Genomic DNA, 3,420 nt, shown 5'->3' with positions numbered 1-3,420 from the left:
GCCATAAATCTGCAGCAATCAAGAGCAACTGCGGTATCCGCACGATCCCTCAGAGCCAGCCGGCATCGTTGCGTGGGAAATATTCCCACACCTAATAGATTAGTGCTGTCAGCCTGAGTGTCAACGACCGAACATCAGGACTAAAGCGCGCGCTGGCCTGGGCCGAGGCAGTGAAACGCATCAGTGCAGGGAAACAGGTGGGTATCAGTAGGTGTGACTGAACAACAGTCCAGCCTCGCCATCCGGGCTGGCGTCGGAAAAACCCTTGACGGCATACAACTGAAACTTCCAGTTCTGATTGAGCTTGTGCGTGAGGAACAGGGTGAGCTCCTTGATCTGGTCGCCCGTGGAAACGACCTTTTGCCGCCAATCGTAGGACACGCCCGCCGCAGTGCGCGCGAACACGGGCATGGCGAAGCCCAGGCCGGCGAATATCGGGTTGTCGAAGTCGGAGCCCGACGGGTCGCCGAATTTTTTCCAGCCCAGAGTGGCGAACCCGGTCACAGGGCCGAAGGCTTTGGCGACGTCGACCTGGGCGGAGTAGTCGGTTTTGCCCGTGCCCAGGCACTTGTCTTCGTCGGCTGTGGGCAACTTGACCTTGCCGATCAGGTCCACGAACAGCCCGCCAACGCTGCCGTCAATCACCGCATAGTCGGCACCGGCGACAGTGTCACCCAAACCGCTTTCCACTTTGCCGCAACCACCGGGCAACGGCTCGCCATCAGGGCCGACCGAAGGATTGGTGATGCGCAGCCAGGGCACGGTGAGCTTGTAGGTCATGGGGCCGGTCTGGTATTTGCCCACCAGTGGGACGTACCAGGTTTCAGAAGTTGTACCGGTGCCATAGTCGCCCCGAGAGTAGTCGGTTCCGATCGAGGTCGAGAAGGTATCGGCCAGGGCCGGCAAGGCCAGGCTGGCAAGCCAACCGACGAGCAGGATGCGCTTGGGGTCCATGTTCACCTCGTGTCTTGCGTCATCGAAGTTCACACGCATGCTTTGTTGCGTGACTTACCAAGCCTAGTTACTTATGACGATAGTGCATCATGACAGCACTGTTTAACCCGACCTGCCGGAGTGATCGACTTTTTCAACCGGTTCAACCTTCTCGACTTTCTCGACTTTCTCGACCTTTTCGACTTTCTCCACCTTCTCGACTTTTTCTGGTCGCTCTACTTTCTCGCCCTTCTCTGGGCGTTCGATTTTTTCGACTTGCTCTACCTTCTCGACTCTATCGACTTTGTCGGGTTGCTCGACCTTCTCGACACGCTCTGACTTGCCGGACCTGTCCACGCTTTCCCTCTGGTCGCCGCCGCCATGACTGTCATTGCCCCCGTGGCGAGTATCTTCGCCGACGCCGCCCTCGCTCCCGGAGCGGCCGCTCCTGTCACTGCCCGAGTTCCCGGAGCTGTTGGAGCCGCCCGAATTGCCCGAGCCACTTGAGTCGTCCGTTTTTTGCTCGCTGCCCCGGAGTCGCCCGTGTTGGTTGCTGGCTGGCGAATCGGAGCGCTCGCGGGGCAATTCGATACGTGTTGCCTGCACGTCCCGCGCACCGGTAAACACGCCGCTGACCCGCACGCGTCGGTCCAGCGCCATTTCTGAAGGCTGCACACCGACAAACACGGTGTCGTGCGCCAGCGTCACATTAAAGCCTCCAACCACCAGATGGCGGTCCTGCCGGCCCTGTACCAGGCCCTCGATCACTGCATTGTGTGCCCGGCCAATGAAAGGCAGGCTCGGGTCGGGGCGGCTTTGGGTCACGTCCAGCTCGCGGCCGGACCACTGGCCGCGCACCAGCATTTCCTGCGCCGCGCCTGAATGATTGCTGAGTTTGAGCCCCTGGAGATAGCCGCTGCGATCCACCGAGCCGATGGCACTGGCTTCCTTGAGGCCGGGCGCCCGGTCGATGCGGCTGGCCACCACTTCGCCACGAGCATCGCGCAGCCCGCTGACCCGTACGGGATCACCCAGGCGCAGACCGGGAGCGACTTGAGCACCGCTGGCCAGGCGTACCGGTTGCCCCATGACGCGCATGGGCATGGATGCGCGCGGCAGGGCTGTCAAGGGGCCTTCGTAGGCGTGCAGGATAGAAATGCGCCCGGCCTCCAGACCTCGCCGGGAGTTGAACGCTTCCACGGCAACCACTTGGCCGACTGCCAGGTGGGTACTGGTGGTGGCAAGGCCGTTCTCGCTGACAGGGACGTTGTTGTTGAAGTGCACTTCCACGCCATTGACGCAGATCGAGGCGAACCCGGTGATGGTGCCGACAATGCCGGTGCCACCGATCCCTCCGTTATCATTGCTGATGCCCGTGCCACCCACGCCGCCTGCAATGGCACCGGTACCGCCAATGCCGCCAGGGCGTTTTTTCAGCGGTGCACCGGTACCGCCGATCCCGCCGTTGTCGGTGTCGATGCCGGTACCGCCCATGCCGCCAGGCGCTGCGCCCGTGCCGCCGGTACCGCCCGGAGCCTGGATGACTGGCACTGCGCTGGTGCCCGCGTCATTCTGGCTGACACAGGCTGGGGCGGCTTGCAGCACAATCGGAAGCCCGAGGCCCAGAGTGAGGGCGATTGCACGAATCAGGCGCAAATTGACGGTCATGGCTTAGGGGCCGTTGGTGAATCGGGATCGGAAGCTTCAGTGTAGAAGTACAATCCGACCGTGATGCGCTGGCGTGGTTCAAGGCTGGGCAGGTCCCGGAACTCCAGTTCGGCGGCGAGTCGGTTGAAACTCAACAGGGCCTGCATTCCCTCGCTGGCAACGGCCTCGCGCAACGCCTCGACGCTCATCGGGGCCAGTGCGTCATAGTGCACGCTGCGTTCAAAAAAGGCCGGACCTTCGCTGCTCAGGTTGTGTACCGCAGCGCAGGCATGATCGTGCAGGTTATGCCCCAGGTAAGCGGTTTTCTCATCGAAGCCCTTTTGTGGCACGAAAGCCTGGGCTTCGAGGTGCACGAGATCTTTTTCGTCAAGGCGCACGACCCCCAGACGCAGCCACTCGTCCAGCACCACCCGCGCCCTGATATCCGTGCTGATCTTCGCCACCAGGGCGTCAAAGGAGCGGTCGCCGCCGACACGGGCCAATCGAGGCAGTGGCAGTGGCTTACCGGCGTCGTTGCAGAAGGGCGCGTTGGCCCAGGCGTTGATCAGTTGCGCTCCGAACGTGATGTTTTCCGGAAGCGTGGAAGCAGCCGGGTCGCTGGTATTGCGCAAGCGTCGTACATCCTTGCGATGCACGCCGGTGAGCAGGCTGATGCGGCTGTCGGTCGGTGCCTTGTCGCCCAGACGGAACTCACGGTCCGCCACTTCGACGAAAACCTCCTTGAGCAGGTCGACAAACACCAGGTAGGTGACGCCTTTGCGCAGCATCAGGCGTACCAGCGGCCGCATGACATGTCGCAAGGCTTTGAGGAGCGAGGTG

At 62.0% G+C, this 3,420-nt stretch carries 3 protein-coding genes; all 3 read right to left on the bottom strand.

The genetic code is table 11. The features are described 5' to 3' along the window. Positions 1-204: 204 nt before the first annotated feature. A complete protein-coding gene (locus tag AC1DVH_RS28105) occupies positions 205-954 on the bottom strand; it encodes a hypothetical protein (protein ID WP_477756540.1) in 750 nt (249 codons plus the stop codon). 102 nt (positions 955-1,056) lie between these two features. After that, positions 1,057-2,601, bottom strand: coding sequence for a DUF5666 domain-containing protein (locus AC1DVH_RS28100; RefSeq protein WP_477756539.1), 1,545 nt, complete (start codon positions 2,599-2,601; stop codon positions 1,057-1,059). After that, a partial coding sequence (locus tag AC1DVH_RS28095; protein ID WP_477756538.1) for a DUF6502 family protein occupies positions 2,598-3,420 on the bottom strand: 823 nt, incomplete at its 5' end. The genes AC1DVH_RS28095 and AC1DVH_RS28100, both read right to left, overlap by 4 nt.

Source organism: Pseudomonas sp. P4_C3 (assembly GCF_056402075.1).
Note: the sequence above shows the minus strand (reverse complement) of the source record. Positions and strands in the feature narration are given on the sequence as shown.

What these genes read in the sequence shown, in the direction of transcription:
- AC1DVH_RS28100 (WP_477756539.1), bottom strand. Translation starts at nt 2,601, where the DNA reads ATGACCGTCAATTTGCGCCTGATTCGTGCAATCGCCCTCACTCTGGGC.
- AC1DVH_RS28105 (WP_477756540.1), bottom strand. Translation starts at nt 954, where the DNA reads ATGGACCCCAAGCGCATCCTGCTCGTCGGTTGGCTTGCCAGCCTGGCC.